The organism is Streptomyces ureilyticus, assembly GCF_011045025.1.
Classification (GTDB): domain Bacteria; phylum Actinomycetota; class Actinomycetes; order Streptomycetales; family Streptomycetaceae; genus Streptomyces; species Streptomyces ureilyticus.
The window spans coordinates 1-16890 of the sequence record NZ_JAAKZX010000052.1 but is presented as its reverse complement, the minus strand read 5'-3'; the positions used below and the strand labels follow the sequence as shown (position 1 = coordinate 16890).

17 protein-coding genes are annotated in these 16890 nt (G+C 70.1%); 9 read left to right on the top strand and 8 right to left on the bottom strand.

Features of this window, described 5'->3' with window-relative positions:
* Positions 1-20: 20 nt before the first annotated feature.
* A complete protein-coding gene (locus G6048_RS18365; RefSeq protein WP_165340639.1) occupies positions 21-350 on the top strand; it encodes an ATP/GTP-binding protein in 330 nt (109 codons plus the stop codon).
* A gap of 25 nt (positions 351-375) precedes the next feature.
* Here G6048_RS18365 and G6048_RS18360 read toward each other — a convergent pair whose 3' ends face one another.
* The 5 genes from G6048_RS18360 to mce all read right to left on the bottom strand — a co-directional run bounded on the left by G6048_RS18360 (position 376) and on the right by mce (position 8300).
* Positions 376-1251: an ABC transporter permease subunit gene (locus G6048_RS18360; RefSeq protein ID WP_165340638.1), complete on the bottom strand. Its 876-nt coding sequence runs from the start codon at positions 1249-1251 to the stop codon at positions 376-378.
* On the bottom strand, positions 1248-2435 hold the full coding sequence (locus tag G6048_RS18355; protein ID WP_165340637.1) for an ATP-binding cassette domain-containing protein: 1188 nt from the start codon (positions 2433-2435) through the stop codon (positions 1248-1250). The genes G6048_RS18360 and G6048_RS18355 overlap by 4 nt, the downstream gene beginning before the upstream one ends.
* A gap of 220 nt (positions 2436-2655) precedes the next feature.
* Positions 2656-3591, bottom strand: a complete 936-nt coding sequence (locus tag G6048_RS18350) for a coiled-coil domain-containing protein (protein ID WP_165340636.1) — start codon at positions 3589-3591, stop codon at positions 2656-2658.
* Positions 3592-3775: 184 nt separating this feature from the next.
* Positions 3776-7537 (bottom strand): polarized growth protein Scy, encoded by a 3762-nt coding sequence (scy, locus tag G6048_RS18345; RefSeq protein WP_165340635.1) that lies wholly within the window; start codon positions 7535-7537, stop codon positions 3776-3778.
* Between the two features lie 298 nt (positions 7538-7835).
* Positions 7836-8300, bottom strand: coding sequence for a methylmalonyl-CoA epimerase (gene mce / locus G6048_RS18340; RefSeq protein ID WP_165340634.1), 465 nt, complete (start codon positions 8298-8300; stop codon positions 7836-7838).
* A gap of 146 nt (positions 8301-8446) precedes the next feature.
* Here mce and G6048_RS18335 point away from each other — a divergent pair, with 146 nt between their 5' ends.
* The 3 genes from G6048_RS18335 (at position 8447) to G6048_RS18325 (ending at position 11446) form a co-directional block, all read left to right on the top strand.
* Entirely contained in the window at positions 8447-9649 is a 1203-nt protein-coding gene (locus G6048_RS18335; RefSeq protein WP_165340633.1) for an acetyl-CoA C-acetyltransferase, read from the top strand.
* 43 nt (positions 9650-9692) lie between these two features.
* A complete protein-coding gene (gene meaB, locus G6048_RS18330) occupies positions 9693-10649 on the top strand; it encodes a methylmalonyl Co-A mutase-associated GTPase MeaB (protein ID WP_165340632.1) in 957 nt (318 codons plus the stop codon).
* Between the two features lie 110 nt (positions 10650-10759).
* Positions 10760-11446 carry a DUF4389 domain-containing protein gene (locus G6048_RS18325; RefSeq protein ID WP_408056145.1) on the top strand — a complete coding sequence of 229 codons (687 nt, stop codon included), beginning with the start codon at positions 10760-10762 and terminating at the stop codon, positions 11444-11446.
* A 9-nt stretch (positions 11447-11455) separates the two neighbouring features.
* On the opposite strand, the gene G6048_RS18320 is transcribed toward G6048_RS18325, so the two are convergent.
* Together G6048_RS18320 and G6048_RS18315 are read right to left on the bottom strand one after the other, a co-directional pair.
* Positions 11456-11749: an MTH1187 family thiamine-binding protein gene (locus tag G6048_RS18320; protein ID WP_165340631.1), complete on the bottom strand. Its 294-nt coding sequence runs from the start codon at positions 11747-11749 to the stop codon at positions 11456-11458.
* A complete protein-coding gene (locus G6048_RS18315) occupies positions 11746-12090 on the bottom strand; it encodes a DUF3817 domain-containing protein (RefSeq protein ID WP_165340630.1) in 345 nt (114 codons plus the stop codon). The genes G6048_RS18320 and G6048_RS18315 overlap by 4 nt, the downstream gene beginning before the upstream one ends.
* A 249-nt stretch (positions 12091-12339) precedes the next feature.
* Between G6048_RS18315 and G6048_RS18310 the strand changes: the two genes are divergently transcribed.
* The 4 genes from G6048_RS18310 (at position 12340) to G6048_RS18295 (ending at position 14985) form a co-directional block, all read left to right on the top strand.
* Positions 12340-12972: an AIM24 family protein gene (locus G6048_RS18310; protein ID WP_165340671.1), complete on the top strand. Its 633-nt coding sequence runs from the start codon at positions 12340-12342 to the stop codon at positions 12970-12972.
* A complete protein-coding gene (locus G6048_RS18305) occupies positions 12972-13622 on the top strand; it encodes an AIM24 family protein (protein WP_165340629.1) in 651 nt (216 codons plus the stop codon). The genes G6048_RS18310 and G6048_RS18305 overlap by 1 nt, the downstream gene beginning before the upstream one ends.
* On the top strand, positions 13619-14410 hold the full coding sequence (locus G6048_RS18300; RefSeq protein WP_165340628.1) for an AIM24 family protein: 792 nt from the start codon (positions 13619-13621) through the stop codon (positions 14408-14410). The genes G6048_RS18305 and G6048_RS18300 overlap by 4 nt, the downstream gene beginning before the upstream one ends.
* Positions 14411-14508: 98 nt before the next feature.
* Positions 14509-14985: a MarR family winged helix-turn-helix transcriptional regulator gene (locus G6048_RS18295; protein WP_165340627.1), complete on the top strand. Its 477-nt coding sequence runs from the start codon at positions 14509-14511 to the stop codon at positions 14983-14985.
* 135 nt (positions 14986-15120) lie between these two features.
* On the opposite strand, the gene G6048_RS18290 is transcribed toward G6048_RS18295, so the two are convergent.
* Positions 15121-15786: a response regulator transcription factor gene (locus G6048_RS18290; RefSeq protein ID WP_165340626.1), complete on the bottom strand. Its 666-nt coding sequence runs from the start codon at positions 15784-15786 to the stop codon at positions 15121-15123.
* Between the two features lie 126 nt (positions 15787-15912).
* Here G6048_RS18290 and G6048_RS18285 point away from each other — a divergent pair, with 126 nt between their 5' ends.
* On the top strand, positions 15913-16713 hold the full coding sequence (locus G6048_RS18285) for a PepSY domain-containing protein (protein WP_165340625.1): 801 nt from the start codon (positions 15913-15915) through the stop codon (positions 16711-16713).
* Positions 16714-16890: the final 177 nt, after the last annotated feature.

Below are 16890 nucleotides of genomic sequence, written 5' to 3'. Positions count from 1 at the left end.
CATAGCCCGTGAGGTGTCCTGTGTCCCCGCGCCGCAATCGTCCCAAGGGCGCCCCCAGCGCGTCCGCGGACCAGAGCGACCGGTCCGACCGCTACGGCGGCTGGCAGACCTCGGAGAGCTGGCAGGGCGAGGCATGGAGCGTACGCCACGTGGCGGGCGCGAGTGCCGAGGGCAAGACCTACCGGTGCCCGGGCTGCGCGCAGTTGATCCCCTCGGCGGTCCCGCACGTGGTTGCCTGGCCGGAGCACGCGGGCGTGGACGACCGCCGCCACTGGCACAAGGCCTGCTGGAACGCGAAGGACCGCCGCACCACTCGGGTGCAGCGGTCCCGCAACGCGCCACGTTTCTAAGGCCTCTTGGGCCTGCTCATACGGCTCAGACGTCGCGCTTCTCCAGGAGGAGGAAGGCGCCGGCGAACGCGGCGGCCGTCAGGCCCAGCATGATCCACAGCGGGTCCCAGCCGGACGGGCCGGAGGAGCCGAGTTCCGCACTGTAGAAGACACCGAGCTGGCTCGGGATCGAGTAGTTGAGCAGGAACTCCTGCACGTCCTTCAGCGCCTGCGCGAACATGAAGATCGCGATGACCAGCGGTGCGAGGAACAAGCCGAGCATGATGGTGATGCCGCCCGCCGAGTGCCGGATCAGCGAGCCCATCAGCAGCGCCAGCAGTCCGAACAGCGCGAGGAAGAGGCTGACGCCGACCGTCGCTTTGATCCACTCCTCGCTGGTCGGGTCCGCGGCGTTGCTGTCGCCGAGGATCGCCACCTGAAGGAAGGCGACGAGCGCGGTCGCCACGAGCGTGACCGTGAAGGCGAGCACGAAGAACACGATGGCCTTCGCGGCCAGCACCCGGCCGCGGCTCGGGCACGCGGTCATCGTGGTCCGGATCATTCCCGTGCCGTACTCGGAGGCGGTGGTCAGCACGCCGAGCGTGATGATGCAGACACTGCCGAGCATCACCCCGAACAGGCCGAGGCCCAGCGGGGACTCACCCTCCAGGTTCATGTCCGCGGAGGCGGCGATGATGGCGAAGAGCAGGCCCAGACCGATCACGAGAAGGACGAAGGCACCCAGGGTCCAGATCGTCGAGCGGACAGACTTGATCTTCGTCCACTCCGAGGCGATGGCATGCCCCAGGTGCGTACGCGTGATGGGAATCGGCGAGGTGTACGAAGGGCCGGGCGCCGCCTGCCAGTTGGGCGCGGCCTGCTGCTGCATCTGCTGCTGCGTCTGTGGCTGGGGCGTACTCATCGGGCGTCCTCGGGCTTGGTCATGTCAGGAGCGGCGGGCTGCGCGGGAGCGGCCTGGGCGTACGGGTTGGGCTCGCCGGGGCCGCCGGGCGCGGCCGGCGCCCCGTACGGGCCCGCGGGCTGCCCCTGCGGCATCGCGAACGGCTGGCCGCCCTGCTGGGGCGGCGGCGGGGCGTACCAGCCCGGCTGGCCCTGCCCGGGCACCGGCATCTGCGGCGGCGGCATGGCACCCGGCGGCATCTGCTGCTGGAGGCCCGCACGCTGGTCGTCGGTCGAGCGGTAGTCGACGGCGCCCTGCGTCATCCGCATGTACGCCTCCTCCAGCGAAGCCTGGTGCGGGGACAGCTCCCACAGGCGTACGTCATGGCCGTGCGCGAGGTCGCTGATGCGGGGCAGCGGCAGGCCCATCACCCGCAGCGCACCGTCCTGCTCTGGCAGCACCTGGCCGCCCGCCTCGGTCAGCGCCGCCGTCAGCTTCTCGCGCTGCTGCGGCTCGGCATCGGGAGTCCGTACGCGCGCGAAGTCCGCGGAGTTGGCCGAGATGAACTCCTTGATGTTCATGTCGGCGAGCAACTGGCCGCGGCCGATCACGATGAGGTGGTCGGCGGTCACCGCCATCTCGCTCATCAGGTGCGAGGACACGAAGACCGTACGGCCTTCCGCCGCAAGGGACTTCATGAGGTTGCGCACCCACAGGATGCCCTCGGGGTCGAGTCCGTTGACCGGCTCGTCGAAGAGCAGCACCTGAGGGTCGCCGAGCAGCGCGGCGGCGATGCCGAGGCGCTGGCCCATGCCGAGCGAGAAGCCCTTGGAGCGCTTCTTCGCCACGTCCTGAAGGCCCACGACCCCGAGGACCTCGTCCACGCGGCGGGCCGGGATGCCGGACAGCTGCGCCAGGCACAGCAGGTGGTTACGCGCGTGCCGGCCGCCGTGCACGGCCTTGGCGTCGAGCAGCGCGCCGACCTGGCGGGGGGCGTTGGGCAGCCTCCGGTAGGGATAGCCGCCGATCGTCACCTGCCCCGCGGTGGGGTTGTCCAGGCCGAGGATCATCCGCATCGTGGTCGACTTGCCCGAGCCGTTGGGCCCGAGAAAGCCGGTGACGGCACCTGGCCTCACCTGGAAGGAAAGGTTGTACACGGCCGTCTTCGCGCCATAGCGCTTAGTCAGGCCGACTGCCTCGATCATTCTCCGCACCCATCGACAGGTCAGTGTGTCGGGACGCATGCCCCCGTAAGGCTTAGGAGGATAACGGGCGGCTGACGGTTCCCACCAAGTCCGGGTAAAACACAAGGCCCCCTGCGCTGGAAAGCAGGGGGCCAGTGAGCGCCCTTTTCAGGCCTTTTCAGGGGTGCGGGGCACTGCGCGACCAGCCAAATCGGACCCGCAGTGTCCCCACAAACCGAACTTACCGAGACTGCTGAGCCGGAACCCCACGAGAGATCGGCTCGTCCTGCTCCGGCGTGCCCGCGGCAGCGACAGCCGCCCCGGTGAGCGTCGCGAGCATCTCGCGCACGTTCGTCAGCTGAGCGTTGATCGAGTCGCGGCGGTTCGTGAGCGCCGCAAGCTCGCGCTCGGATTCCGACCGGATCCGGTCCGCCTTGGCGTTCGCGTCGGCCACGATGTCCTCGGCCTGCCGCTGAGCCGTCTCGACGGTCTGCCGGGCCCGGCGCTCCGCGTCCGTACGCAGCTTCTCCGCCTCCAGGCGCAGCTGCTCCGCGCGGTGCTCGATCTCCGCGAGGCGCTTCTCGGCCTTGGCCTGACGCGAGGCCAGGTCGCGCTCGGACTGCTCGCGGCGCTTGGCGAGGTTCGTCTCGAAGTCGGCGGCGGCCTGCGCGGCCTTGGCGCGGGTCTCCTCGAAGAGGGCGTCGGCCTCCTCGCGCTTGGACGCCGCGTCCTTCTGCGCCTCGGCGCGCAGCTGAGAGGCGTCGCTCTTGGCCTTCTCGACGATCCGGACGCCCTCGTCCTCCGCCTTGGCCTTGCGGTCGGCGGAGAACGCCTCGGCGTCGTTACGCACCTGCTGGGCGGCGGACTCGGCGAGCTCGCGGTGCTGCTCGGCCGCGCGACGGGCCTCCTCGCGCAGATCCTTCGCCTCCTCCTCGGCGAGGCGGAGGATCTTCTCGACGCGCGCGCCGAGACCCGCGTACGACGGCTCGGCGTCGTTCACCTGAGCCTGGGCGTTCTGCGTCTCGAGGTGGAGTTCCTCGATGCGCTTTTCCAGGGCGGTGATACGGGCCAGAGCGCTGTCACGGTCGGAGACGAGCTTCGAGATGCGTTCGTCCACCTGAGCGCGGTCGTACCCACGCCGCACAAGCTCGAAGCCGTAGGGGGAAGTGTCGCTCATGGGGTTCCTGTCGAATGAGACCGGTGAGGTGATAGGTGGAATCCTAGGGGTCAAGGCGGCGCGTCATCGAGCAGAAGACAGACTTGGTATGGAGAATGACGCCCTTTTTGATGGCTAACGGTCCGCAGCGCGCCCAGGACACGGTGTCACAGGCCTCGAGCGAGTACGAAACCAGCCGTTTTGGCTAGCTTTCCGAGGACTTGCCACCCGAACGGGTCGCACCGGCCGCCGCGCCCGCCTTGACGCCCGAGTCCTTGCCGCTCGCGGGGGCCTCGAAAGACTCCAACGCCTCGAGGACGTCCTGGACACGGGAGATCTCCGCGTTGATGTCCTCGCGGCGGCGGACCAGCACCTCCAGCTCGCGCTTGCCCTCCTCGACCATCCGCTTCGCATCGCGCTCGGCGTCGGAGCGGATCTGCTCGGCCTCGGCGATGAGCGCGGACTTCTTCTGCTCGGCCTCTTTCAGGAGCCCCTCGGCCTTGCGCACGGCGGCGATACGGACCTTGCCCGCCTCGGAGTTGGCCTCCGAGAGCGTGTCCTTGGCCTCCGCCTCCGCTTCCTTCAGCTGGTCCTCCGCGGCCTTCACGAGCGCGTCGCACCGCTCACCCGCCGACCGCATCGCCTCGGCGGACTCACGGCGGGCCCGCTCGTGCAGCTCCTCGATCTCGCCGGTGATCCGGTCGCGCAGCTCCTCCGCCCGCTCCCGGATGGCCGTGGCGTCCCGGCGCGCGCCGACCAGCAGCTCGTCCGCGTCCGTACGGGCCCGCTCCACATACGAGTTGCCCTCGACGGTCGCCTCGGAGACCAGCCGCTCCGCTTCGTTGCGGGCCGCGCCGACCATCGTGTCGGCCTGCGTCTCGGCGTCCGCCGTCGTCTTCTGCGCGGACCGCCGGGCCTCGGAGGTCAGCTTCTCCGCCTCGGCCGTCGACTCCCGGATGAGCTTGTCGGCCTGCTCGGCCGCCTCGGAACGCCGCTTGTTGGCGTCCTTGCGGGCCTCGTCCATCAGGCGGTCGGCCTCCTCGCGCGCCTCCGCCCTGACCCGCTCCGCCTCCGCCTCCGTCTCGGCCTTGAGCCGCTGCGCCTCGCCGCGCACCCGCTCGGCGTGCTGCCGCGCGGAACCGACCGTCTCGGCGGCCTCGGCGCGCAGCCGCTCGGCGTCGCCCGTCGCGTCCGAGATCAGCTTCTCGGCCTTCGCCACGGACTCGGCGCGAACCCGCTCGGCCTCCGTGTTCGTCTCCGAATGGAGCCGCTCCGCCTCGTTGCGTGCCTCGCCGATGAGGTTGTCGGCCTGTGTCGCGGCGTCGGAGCGGAGCCGGTTCGCGTCCTCCCTGGCCTCCGAGCGGAGCCGGTCGGACTCGGCGATCGCCTCCGAAACCGTGCGCTCCGCAAGGGACTTGGCGGCCTCCGCCTCCTCCCGCGCCTCCCGCTTGAGACGGTTGCCGTCCTCGGCGGCCCGCTCCCGCTCCGCGTAGGCGTCGGCGCGGACCCGGTCCGCCTCCTCCTGCGCCTCCGTGCGCGTACGCTCCGCCACGTGCTCGGCGGCGCTGCGCAGGCCCGCGATCTCGTCCTGCGCCTGCTCGTGCATCCCGGCCACGGAGTCCCGTACCTGCTGCGCGGTCTGCTCGGCGGCGGACACCATCTCGGTGGCGCGCCGGTCGGCCTCCTCGACCAGCCGCAGGGCCTCGGCCTGGGCCTCCTCCACGCGGTTGCGCGCCGAGGCCAGCAGCTCCTCGCTCTGCTCGCGGGCCCGCTCCCGCTCCTGGTCGGCCTCCTCGCGCGCGGTCCCGAGGATCTGCTCGGCCTCGCGGCGGCGCCGGGTGGCCTCCTCCTGGGCGACGGCCAGCGTCTCGGCACCCTCGGCCGCCAGCCGCTCGGCGGCGGCCTGCGCCTCCGCCCGGACCCGGTTGGCCGAGTCCTGGGCCTCCGACTTCAGCCGCTCGGACTCGGCGGAGGCCTCCGAACGCAGTCGTACGGCGATGGCCTCGCCCTCGGCCCGCGAGGCGGAGGCATCGGAGGCGGCCTCGTGGCGCAGCCGCTCGGCCTCCGCCTCGGCCTGTGCCTGGAGCGTACGGAGCCGCTCGGCGGCCTCGTGGCGCAGCCGGTCCGCCTCCTCGACGGCCTCGCGGCGGATCCGCTCCGCCTCCGCGCGGGCGTCGGTCAGGGCCTCCTCGGCGGCGGCCAGACGCGCCTCGGCCTCCGTGCGCAGCCGGGTCAGCTCTTCGGAGGCCTCGGCCTGCCGGGCGGCGACGGCGCGCTCGGCCTCCTCGCGCAGCTCCAGCGCGGCCCGCTCGGCCTCTTCCTTGATGGTCTCGGACAGCTCGACGGCCTCCGCGCGATTGCGCTCGGCCTCGTCGCGGGTGCGCTGCAGGGTCTCCTCGGCCTGGCGGCGCAGCGTCGTGGCGCGCTCGATGGCCTCGGTGCGGACCTTCTGGCTCTCCGTCGTCGCGTTCGAGCGCAGCTCGTCGGCGTCGGCCTTCGCCTTGGCGAGCAGCTCCTCGGCGGTCTTGGCCGCCTCCTCGATCTGCTGGACGGCCTCACGGCGGGCCTCGGCGCGGATCCGCTCGCCCTCGCCGACCGCGTCGGCCCGCAGGCTCTCGGCCTCGCCGCGCAGCCGGCGCGCTTCCTCCTGCAGCTCGACCGTCTTGGCGCGGTACTCCTTGGTGTCGTCCTTCGCCGCGCCCTTGAGCCCCTCGGCGATGTCGTGTGCCTCGGCCCGCAGCCGGTCCGCCTCGGCCTCGGCCTCGCGGCGGATCCGCTCGGCCTCCTCGGTGGCCGCTTTGGTCGTCTGCTTGGCTTCCTCCGACGCCTTGTTCAGGACGTCCTCAGCCGTACGGGCGGCCGACGACAGCTGCGAGGCGGTCTCCTCCGCGGTGGCGCTACGAGCCGTCTCGGCGGCCTCCGCGAGGATCTTCTCCGCCTCCGCGCGGGCGTCGGCGACGACCTGCTCGGCGTCCGCCTTGGTGGTCTCCGCCTCCTTGGTGGCCTCGCTGACCAGCCGGGCGACCTGCTCCTTCGCCGTACGCGTGCGCTGCTCGTTGGTGGACTCGGCGCTGGCCAGGGCCTTGGCCGCGGCCTCCTTCGCCTCCGCGAGGACCTTGTCGGCCTCTGCCTGCGCCTCGCGCAGCTTCCCCTCGGCCTCCGTCATGCGCTGCTCGGCGGCCCGGCTCAGCTCGGTGGCCTGGCGGCGGGCCGACTCCGACTCGTTCGTCGTGGAGCTGCGCAGCTGCTCGGCGTGGTCGGTGGCCTCCTGCGCCTGCGTGGACGCGGCGTTCAGCAGCCGCTCGGCGTCCGTGCGGGCCCGGCGCAGCAGCGCCTCGGCCTCCGCGCGGGCGGCCTCGGCATCGGCCTCCAGACGCTGCCGGGCCTCCGTGGAGATACGTTCGGCCTCGGTGCGAGCCGCGGCCAGGGCCTGCTCGGCCTCGGCACGGGACTCGTCCAGGAGCCGGCGGGCCTGCTGCTCACTGCGGGCGCGCAGCTGCTCGGCCCAGGCGACGTTGTCGTTGACGTGCGACTCGACGGTCTGCCGGCGCTCGGCCAGCTCCTGGTCGAGCTTCTGGCGCCGGGCCACCGCCTCGGAGTGCAGCTCGGACTGGAGGCGGGCGGCCTGCTCGGCGTGCTCCTGGAGGATCCGCTGAGTTTGCGCGCGGGCCTGGCTCAGCTCCCGCTCCGCGTCCACCCGCAGCTGGTCGGCCTGGATCTGCGCGTTACGCAGCATCTGCTCGGCCTGGTAGCCGATGTCGGCGCTGTCGAAGGCAGGACGGGACGCCAGATTGCGGCGCGCCTCGTGCAGCTTGGCGCGCAGCACCTCGACCTGATAGCCGAGGTCCTCGGCATGCTGGACGGCCTTCTCCCGCTCGGTCTTCAGCCGTTCCATCTCGGCCTCGAACCGAGAGAGGTGGTCGACGTCAGCCGCCGGCTCTCGCTCCTGGCGTTCGTAGCCCCGCACTGCGCGGTCCCATCCGTCCCCTGGTCGCAAGTCTCTCCAAACGAGCTCCGTCCATCCGCCGAACGGGGCCCCCGGGGAATGGTGTCAGATCAACGGCGGAGCATGGGCTGCTGCCCCGACGCTCGTCCCCCGAAACCCGGACCCCGGCCCGCGGCCGCCCTCCCGGAGCGACGACCGCGACCAACCCTACCGGGCCCGATCGACCCGGGTGCCTGGCCAACCGGCTTTTCCGGCCGGGGGATCCGGGGTCCGAGGCACAGTGGCCGACGGAAAGTCCCCAGACCATGCAGTACGGACATCAGTGCCCGGACGACTCAACGGCCGCCTCACCAGTGGACTCCTTGGGCGCGGACGTCACCAGTTCGGTCAGTACGCCGTGGCAGTCCTTGGGGTGCAGGAAGGTGATGCGGGACCCCATCGTGCCCCTGCGAGGCTCGTCATAGAGCACGCGTACGCCCTTGTCCCCGATGCCGGCCGCGTCCGCGTCGACGTCCGGTGTGCCGAAGGCGATGTGATGCACGCCCTCACCGTTCTTGGCCAGCCATTTCGCGACGGTGGAGTCCTCGCGGGTCGGCTCGAGGAGCTGGAGGTAGGTGGCGCCGCCGTCGGAGGTCTCGTTGATCTTGAGCATGGCCTCGCGTACGCCCTGCTCTTCGTTGATCTCGGAGTGGAAGACCTCGAAGCCGTACGTGGCACGGTAGAACTCGACGGTCTTGTCCAGGTCGAAACAGGCGATCCCGATGTGGTCGATTCGCGTCAGCATGGTGTTAGTGCAGCGCGCCCCACGCGGTTACGCAACGTGCGCGCGATCACACGCCCCGCCGGATGACGGGTGGCCTACCGCTCAGTACATTTTAGTAAACCCTCGTTCACTCCTCAGCTGTGCAAGCTGGAAGGGGATCGCTCCTCATGACTGGAACGAACAGCACCACCTCCGTGATCGTCGCGGGTGCCCGCACCCCGATGGGACGGCTGCTCGGCTCCCTGAAGTCCTTCTCGGGAGCCGACCTCGGTGGATTCGCGATCAAGGCCGCCCTGGACCGTGCGGGGATCAGTGGCGATCAGGTGCAGTACGTGATCATGGGCCAGGTTCTACAGGCCGGGGCGGGGCAGATCCCGGCGCGGCAGGCCGCGGTCAAGGCCGGCATCCCGATGAACGTCCCGGCGCTCACCGTCAACAAGGTCTGCCTCTCGGGCCTGGACGCGATCGCGCTCGCGGACCAGCTGATCCGGGCCGGCGAGTTCGACGTCATCGTGGCCGGCGGCCAGGAGTCCATGACGAACGCGCCCCATCTGCTGCCGAAGTCCCGCGAGGGCTTCAAGTACGGCGCGATCGAGATGCTCGACGCGATGGCGCACGACGGCCTGACCGACGCCTTCGAGAACATCGCCATGGGCGAGTCGACCGAAAAGCACAACACCCGCCTCGGCATCGCCCGTCCGGAACAGGACGAGATCGCCGCCCTCTCGCATCAGCGGGCTGCCGCCGCCCAGAAGAACGGCGTTTACGACGCCGAGATCACCCCCGTCGAGATTCCGCAGCGCAAGGGCGACCCCGTCGTCTTCAGCAAGGACGAGGGCATCCGCGGCGAGACGACCGCCGAGTCGCTGGGCAAGCTGCGGCCCGCGTTCACCAAGGACGGGACGATCACGGCCGGTTCGGCCTCGCAGATCTCCGACGGCGCGGCGGCCGTCGTCGTCATGAGCAAGGCCAAGGCGCAGGAGCTGGGCCTCGAGTGGATCGCGGAGATCGGCGCCCACGGGAACGTGGCCGGCCCCGACAACTCCCTCCAGTCCCAGCCCTCGAACGCCATCCAGCACGCCCTGAAGAAGGAGGGCATGGATGTCTCGGCTCTCGACCTCATCGAGATCAACGAGGCCTTCGCGGCCGTCGCGGTCCAGTCAATGAAGGACCTCGGGGTGTCCACGGAAAAGGTGAATGTCAACGGCGGCGCGATCGCCCTGGGCCACCCGATCGGCATGTCCGGCGCCCGTCTCGTACTCCACCTCGCCCTGGAGCTGAAGCGGCGCGGCGGCGGCGTGGGTGCGGCGGCCCTGTGCGGCGGCGGCGGCCAGGGTGACGCGCTGATCGTGCGGGTACCCAAGGGCTGAGCAGTCTTTACGCCTCTACTCGCTACTCGGATTGGAGCTGTTGATGCAGGACGTCCCCACACTGGTGGCCCAGGCCAGGGAAGGCCGGCCGCGGGCCGTGGCCCGGCTGATCTCCCTGGTGGAGGGGGCGTCCGAACAGCTCCGCGAGGTCATGGCGGCGCTGGCCCCGCTCGCCGGGAACGCGTACGTCGTCGGGCTCACGGGTTCGCCGGGCGTGGGCAAGTCCACGTCCACGTCCGCGCTCGTGACCGCGTACCGGCGGCAGGGCAAGCGGGTCGGCGTCCTCGCCGTCGACCCGTCCTCACCGTTCTCCGGCGGCGCGCTGCTCGGCGACCGCGTACGGATGTCCGAGCACGCCTCCGACTCCGGCGTCTACATCCGCTCCATGGCCACCCGCGGCCACCTCGGCGGACTCGCCTGGGCGGCGCCCCAGGCCATCCGCGTACTGGACGCGGCGGGCTGCGACGTGGTCCTGGTCGAGACGGTGGGCGTGGGCCAGTCCGAGGTCGAGATAGCCTCCGAGGCCGATACGTCGGTCGTGCTCCTGGCCCCCGGGATGGGCGACGGAATCCAGGCGGCGAAGGCCGGAATCCTGGAGATCGGCGACGTATACGTCGTCAACAAGGCCGACCGCGACGGCGCCGACGCCACGGCCCGCGAACTGAACCACATGCTCGGCCTGGGCGAGTCCCGCGCTCCCGGCGACTGGCGCCCTCCGATCGTCAAGACGGTCGCCGCGCGTGGCGAGGGCATCGACGAGGTCGTCGAGGCCCTGGAGAAGCACCGCGCCTGGATGGAAGAGCGAGGCGTCCTTGCCGAACGCCGCCTCGCCCGCGCCGCACACGAGGTCGAGACGATCGCGGTCACGGCCCTCCGCGAGCGCATCGGGGACCTGCACGGCGACCGCCGCCTCGGCGCTCTCGCTGAGAGGATCGTGGCGGGGGAGCTCGACCCGTACCGGGCGGCGGACGAGCTGGTGGCGGGGATTACGGAGGGCTGAGGGGCATCCTCAGGGGCGGCGTGCACAAGTCGCGGCCTTCCGCGCCGCGTGCGAGCCTGAGTTCCTGATGGTGGTCATCTCGGCAGGGGGGACCGGAAGGAGCCCGCCACGTGACCGTGCCCCCCGCCCCCGTGTCGCCTGTCCGTCTCGAAGCGTCGCTCGATCCCCGGCTGTCCCGATGGCTGTGGCTGGTGAAGTGGCTGCTCGCCATCCCGCACTACATCGTGCTGTTCTTCCTGGGGATCGCGTTCGTGCTGGTGACGATCGTCGCGTTCTTCGCCATCCTGTTCACCGCCCGGTACCCGCGGTCCCTCTTCGACTTCAACGTCGGCGTGATGCGCTGGAACTGGCGCGTGACCTACTACGCCCACACAGCACTCGGCACGGACCGGTACCCGCCGTTCACCCTCGCGGATGTACCCGACTATCCGGCGCATTTCGACGTCGCCTACCCCGAGCGACTCTCCCGCGGGCTGGTCCTGGTGAAGTGGTGGCTGCTGGCGATCCCGCAGTACATCGTCGTCGGGTTCTTCGCCGGCGGCTGGGGCTCGGGGGAGCACGGCTGGCGGGGCGGTGGCCTGATGCCGTTCCTGTCCCTGGTCGCGGTGGTCATCCTCGCGTTCACCGCCCGCTACCCGGGGCACCTCTACGACTTCCTGCTCGGCCTGGCCCGCTGGGTTGCCCGCGTGATGGCCTACGCCGCGCTGATGACCGACCAGTACCCGCCGTTCCGGCTCGACATGGGCGGGCAGCACCCGCCGTCGGCGAAGATCCCGGCGCCCGACTTGAGCAAGTGACGGGACGCCTCAGGCGGACAGATGCCGTTCGACCGTCTCCACCTTGGATGTGAGGCCGTCGGTCACGCCGGGCCGGATGTCCGCCTTGAGGACGAGCGAGACACGCGGCGCGCGTTCCTCGACCACCGCGACGGCGCGCTTGACGACGTCCATGACCTCGTCCCACTCGCCTTCCACGGAGGTGAACATCGCGTCGGTACGGTTCGGCAGCCCCGACTCGCGTACGACGCGCACCGCGTCGGCCACGTACTCGCCCACGTCGTCGCCGACGCCCAGCGGCGTCACGGAGAAGGCGACGATCATGCGTTGACGATCCCTTCCTGGCGGGCGCGCGACGCGATGACCGCGTTCTCGGCCTCGCGCTTCAGCTTGCGCTCGGCGACGAAGCCGCCGGCCGGGAGGACGGAGAGGATGAAGTACAGGGCCGCCGTCTTCAGGGACCACTTCGTACGGTTCCACGCGTCGGCCCAGAAGAGCACGTACAGGATGAACAGGACGCCGTGGATCATGCCCATCACGGGCACCGCGTTGAAGTCCGTGGTCCGCTTCAGCACCGAGCAGACGAGCAGCAGCAGGAACGAGATCGCCTCGGGGGCGGAGACCAGACGGAGGCGGCGGAGGGCGGAGGCGGTCTTGATGTCCACGAGTCACCTTCGATGGCAGTGGCGGTAGAGGGTCACGCTTTGTGGCGGTTTGTGAACGTACGCACAAGCGGCTCTCATTGTGGCATCCGGCCGGCACGGACCGGCGCGGGGGGCCGAACCGCGTTCAGGGGTTCGACCGGGAGTCGCGCACGGATCCCCCGGCGGTGCGATCAGGGTGTGTTCAGGGTCGGGATCATCCCGGAGGATCTGTCACCGGCCGCGTCCGACGGCTACCTTCACACCGTGGCGATGTTCCGACTCCAGGGCAGCAAGGTGCTGGCCGTCGACATGACCGGCGACGCCGTGAAGGCGAAGAACGGCTCGATGGTCGCGTACGACGGGCAGATGGACTTCAAGAAGATGAGCGGCGGCGGGGAGGGGATACGGGGGATGGTGACCCGGCGCCTCACCGGCGAGCAGATGACGCTGATGGAGGTGAAGGGGCACGGGACCTGCTGGTTCGCGGACCGGGCCAGCGAGATCAACCTCGTGACCCTCCAGGGCGACAAGCTCTTCGTCGAGTCGAGCAATCTGCTCGCGACGGACTCGGGGCTGCGCACGGGCACGTCCTTCACGGGCATGCGCGGCGCCTCGCAGGGCAACGGGCTGTTCACGACGACCATCGAGGGCCACGGCCAGGCGGCGATCATGTCCGACGGTCCCGCGGTGGTGCTGCGGGTCAGCTCGCAGTACCCGCTGACGGTCGATCCCGGGGCGTACATCGCGCACCAGGGCAATCTGCGGCAGTCGTTCCAGTCGGGTGTGACGTTCCGCACGTTCATGGGTGAGGGCGGCGGCGAGGCCTTCCAGATCCGCTTCGAGGGCGACGGGCTCGTGTACGTACAGCCCAGCGAGCGCAACACGATCGCAGGGGAGGTCTGATGCCGTTCCGCGAGGTCAACTCGAAGGTGATCGAGGCCACGGTCGCGCCGGGGCAGCGGCTGTTCAGCCAGCGCGGCGCGATGCTCGCGTACAAGGGCGAGGTCTCCTTCACCCCGAACATGCAGGGCGGCCAGGGCGGGGTCATGTCGATGATCGGCCGCCGTGCCGCGGGCGAGGCGGCGCCGCTGATGACGGTGGAGGGCTCGGGCACAGTCCTGTTCGGGCACGGCGGCCACCACATCGAAGTGATCAACCTCACAGGCGACACCTTGTACGTGGAGGCGGACCGGCTGCTCGCCTTCGACGGGACGCTGGAGCAGGGGACGATGTTCATGGGCTCGCAGGGCGGGGTCATGGGCATGGTGCGCGGACAGGTCACCGGCCAGGGGCTGTTCACGACCACCCTCAAGGGTCACGGCGCGGTGGCCGTCATGGCGCACGGCGGGATCATCGAGGTGCCGATCACTCCCCAGCGCGCCGTCCACGTCGACCCGCAGGCGTACGTGGCGCATCACGGCGACGTACGCAACAAGCTGTCCACCGCGCTCGGCTGGCGCGACATGGTGGGCCGCGGCTCGGGCGAGGCCTTCCAACTCGAGCTGAGCGGCAACGGCGCGGTGTTCGTCCAGGCCTCGGAGGAGAAGCTGTGACCGCCTACCCGGGGACGGGCCCCGTGATCCACGACCCGATGACGCTGCCCTCGGACGACAACGTCAACAACTACACCTTCTGCGTGGAACTCAAGGGAAGCGAGTGGTTCCTGCAGAAGGGCAAGATGATCGCCTACTACGGCTCGATGGAGTTCAACGGCATCGGGCACGGCCGCCTCGACCGTCTCGTACGTACGTCGTTCCATTCGCCATTGCACGCCACCGACTGGGTGGTGGCTTCCGGCTCGGGCAAGATGCTGCTCGCTGACCGGGCCTTCGACGTGAATTCGTACGATCTGGAGGAGGGCAACCTGACCATTCGCTCAGGCAACCTCCTAGCTTTTCAGCCAAGTCTCGCGCTCAAGCAGTCGATCGTGCCGGGCTTTCTGACGCTCATCGGGACGGGGAAGTTCGTGGCCGCCTCGAACGGTCCGGTGGTGTTCATGGAGCCGCCGATCCGGGTCGATCCGCAGGCCCTGGTCGGCTGGGCGGACTGCCCCTCGCCGTGCCACCACTACGACCACGGCTACATGACGGGCCTGATGGGCGGTCTACGTGCGCTTACGGGCATGGGCGGGGCCTCCGGAGAGGAGCATCAGTTCGAGTTCGTGGGCGCCGGCACGGTGTTGCTGCAGTCCAGCGAGACGCTGATGGCCGAGCAGGCCACGGGGCTCACTCCGAACGAGCCGGGGGTACCCGGTGGGGGCGGGGCGTCAGGTGGGCAGCCGTCCGGATCACCGCGCCTTCCCGGACAGCTGGGAGATCTCCAGCGTCGCTTCGGGCTGTGAGCGGTAGTCTGCGGAGTGTGACATCGAACGCGTGCGCACCGGCACATAAATAAAACCCTCATCAGTTCACCTTTCAACATCTTAGGTAGAATCCATTTATGGAGACCGAGACGGCCACGCCCTGGCTGACCGATGCGGAGCAGTGCGCCTGGCGCACCCACCTGGAGGTCAACAGGTTGTTGACGTACCAGCTCGAAAGGGACCTCCAGCCGTTCGGCCTGACAATGAACGACTACGAGATCCTGGTGAACCTCTCGGAATCGGAGGGCCACCGGATGCGGATGAGCGATCTCGCGTCCGCCACCCTCCAGTCCAAGAGCCGCCTCTCGCACCAGATCACGCGCATGGAGAACGCGGACCTGGTCCGGCGGGAGAACTGCGAGTCCGACCGCCGTGGGCTGTATGCCGTGCTCACGGAGCACGGCATGGAGACGATGAAGAAGGTCGCGCCACACCATGTGGCGTCTGTGCGGCGGCACTTCATCGACCTCATCCCGCCGGAGGAACTGGAAGCGCTCCACAAGTCCCTGATGCCGGTCGCGGGGCATCTGCGGGGGCAGCGGGGCCGTCCGTGACAGCGAGGAACTAGCACAGGGGCAGGCGGAGTTCGAAACGAACTCCGCCTGTCGGTTCCTCGGGGACCGTGAGTGTCCGTGAACCGTGAGTGTCCGCCGTGCCGTACGGCGGACGTACGGATCCCACGACGCGCCTCATCTCGCCTCCAGGCGGTAACCGGCCCCCCGTACGGTCCGGATCAGCGAGGCGCCGAGTTTGCGGCGCAGGGTGCTGATGTACACCTCGACGATGTTGGGGTCGCCCTCGTAGGCGAAGTCCCAGACGTGCTCCAGGATCTCGGACTTGGAGACGACTTCGCCGGCCCGCACGACGAGTTGCTCGAGGACCGAGAACTCCTTTGCGGTGAGGGCGATTTCTTCCTCCTCGCCCCGGAGGACGCGCCGAGCGGCGGTGTCGACCCTGAACTCACCGATCACATGCACGGGGGACGCGCCCGCGGATCCGCGCCGCCGGAGCAGCGCCTTCACGCGGGCCACCAGGACGACGTACGAGAACGGCTTGGTGAGGTAGTCGTCGGCGCCCGTGTCGAGGCCCTCCGCCTCGTCGTACTCCCCGTCCTTGGCGGTGAGCATGAGGATGGGCACGTCGTGACCGGCGGCGCGCAGGGCGGCACACACCCGGTACCCGTTCATGCCGGGCAGCATGATGTCGAGGATGACGAGGTCGTACGAGCCCTCGCCGGCCTGGTGCAGCCCCTCCCGGCCGTCATGGACGACGTCCACGGCGAAGCCCTCGGCTGTCAGGCCCTTGGCGAGGGACAGGGCGAGCCGCTTTTCGTCTTCCACGATCAACAGGCGCATGGGGTTCAGCTTCGCAGGGCGAACCTGAAGTGGTCTTCAGGATGCTTCAGCTTCGCTTCAGCGTGCCTCCAGCAGATTGGTTCACGTCGAAACACGGCGCAGCAGACCAACTCGGGAGGAACCCCCATGAAGCGCAACATCGTCATCGCTACCATCGCCGCCGCGGCCCTCGTGGGAGGCGGCACGGCGACGGCACTCGCGGTCACGAGCCACGGCGGGGCGGCGACGACGAAGCCGTCGAGCGTGCGGCCGGCCGATGACGGCCGCGACGATGACGGCCGCGACGACGACGGCCGCGACGATGACGCCGGCGAGACCGATGCCCGTGACGATGGCGTCGGCGACACCGACGACCGTGACGGTGACGCCGACGCCCGTGACGCCGACGACGGCCAGGCCGATGACGGCCGGACCGACGACGACGCGGTCCAGGGCACGTCCGGCAAGGTCACGGCGGTCGAGGCCATCAGCTCCGCCCTCCGCCACACGCCCGGCACCGCGGTCTCGGCCGACCTGGACGCCGAGGACGACGGCGGCCCGGCGGTCTGGGACGTCGACATCCTCGCCAAGGGCAGCACCTGGCACAGCGTCCAGATCGACCCGGCGACCGGCAAGGTCCTCGGCTCGCACGTCGAGCACGAGGACGGCAACGACACCGCGCAGGTCCGCGCCGCCCTGAAGGGCTCGTCCGTCTCCGCCGAGGAGGCCGCGAAGGCCGCTGCCGCGAAGGGCACGGTCACGTCGGTCGACCTGGACGAGGACGGCAAGTCCAAGGCCTGGGACGCCGAGACGCGCGCCTCGGGCGGCGCGGAGCGCGAGTGGAACGTCGACCTGAAGACGGCCCAGGTGACGGCGGACAAGTCCGCGGACCAGGACTCGGCCGACGACGACGCGAACGACGCTGAGGAAGACGGCTCGGCCGGCTGAGGGGATTCGCCCCCGCCGCCCCTACCCGTCCCATCCCTGGGGCCCCGGTCCTCAAACGCCGGACGGGCTGATTTTCAGCCCGTCCGGCGTTTGAGGACGAGGCCGTTCAGGCCGATGGGGTCTGGGGCGCAGCCCCAGCGGGGTCCAGGGGCGGAGCCCCTTGGTATGGGACGGGTA

Bases quoted from the DNA above. Each gene is read 5' to 3' on its own strand.
- G6048_RS18360 (WP_165340638.1), bottom strand. From the start codon at position 1,251: ATGAGTACGCCCCAGCCACAGACGCAGCAGCAGATGCAGCAGCAGGCC.
- G6048_RS18355 (WP_165340637.1), bottom strand. From the start codon at position 2,435: ATGATCGAGGCAGTCGGCCTGACTAAGCGCTATGGCGCGAAGACGGCC.
- G6048_RS18350 (WP_165340636.1), bottom strand. From the start codon at position 3,591: ATGAGCGACACTTCCCCCTACGGCTTCGAGCTTGTGCGGCGTGGGTAC.
- mce (WP_165340634.1), bottom strand. From the start codon at position 8,300: ATGCTGACGCGAATCGACCACATCGGGATCGCCTGTTTCGACCTGGAC.
- G6048_RS18335 (WP_165340633.1), top strand. From the start codon at position 8,447: ATGACTGGAACGAACAGCACCACCTCCGTGATCGTCGCGGGTGCCCGC.
- meaB (WP_165340632.1), top strand. From the start codon at position 9,693: ATGCAGGACGTCCCCACACTGGTGGCCCAGGCCAGGGAAGGCCGGCCG.
- G6048_RS18320 (WP_165340631.1), bottom strand. From the start codon at position 11,749: ATGATCGTCGCCTTCTCCGTGACGCCGCTGGGCGTCGGCGACGACGTG.
- G6048_RS18310 (WP_165340671.1), top strand. From the start codon at position 12,340: ATGTTCCGACTCCAGGGCAGCAAGGTGCTGGCCGTCGACATGACCGGC.
- G6048_RS18305 (WP_165340629.1), top strand. From the start codon at position 12,972: ATGCCGTTCCGCGAGGTCAACTCGAAGGTGATCGAGGCCACGGTCGCG.
- G6048_RS18295 (WP_165340627.1), top strand. From the start codon at position 14,509: ATGGAGACCGAGACGGCCACGCCCTGGCTGACCGATGCGGAGCAGTGC.
- G6048_RS18290 (WP_165340626.1), bottom strand. From the start codon at position 15,786: ATGCGCCTGTTGATCGTGGAAGACGAAAAGCGGCTCGCCCTGTCCCTC.
- G6048_RS18285 (WP_165340625.1), top strand. From the start codon at position 15,913: ATGAAGCGCAACATCGTCATCGCTACCATCGCCGCCGCGGCCCTCGTG.